The 327-nt window shown below is 35.8% G+C and carries 1 protein-coding gene; it reads right to left on the bottom strand.

Features of this window, described 5'->3' with window-relative positions; all coding sequences use genetic code 11:
• Window positions 1-114: 114 nt before the first annotated feature.
• Window positions 115-327, bottom strand: a 213-nt coding sequence (locus F0L68_RS41710; RefSeq protein WP_149855434.1) for a hypothetical protein, incomplete at its 5' end; no start/stop codon positions are given.

The raw sequence follows: 327 nt of genomic DNA, 5'->3' as shown, positions 1-327 counted from the left end.
GATCTTCTAATAATTTTTTGTTGATGGAAGCATTGAGTCTACTATTCAAACGAACAAGAGATGTACCTTGGATGGAAAACATCCCGAACACCATGACACTCCCGTCACCAAACATCACAGTTTTTTCGTACATTTTTTGCTCAATGCTTCACCTTCAAACCTCCGAACATAGTTTTTCCCATCATTACCAAACAAATTAAACTTACTTTCATCATTAAAGGAAACTTTTGACCACTGTTCTTGAGACCAATTCACATGTTTATTAGCAAAGTCTAACCTTGCAATCTTATTCTTCTTACTTATCAGAGATTTCTTCCTAGGCCTTCT

It is taken from the genome of Solihabitans fulvus (genome assembly GCF_008386585.1).
Lineage (GTDB): Bacteria > Actinomycetota > Actinomycetes > Mycobacteriales > Pseudonocardiaceae > Solihabitans > Solihabitans fulvus.
This window is presented reverse-complemented; position numbering and strand designations above follow the sequence as displayed.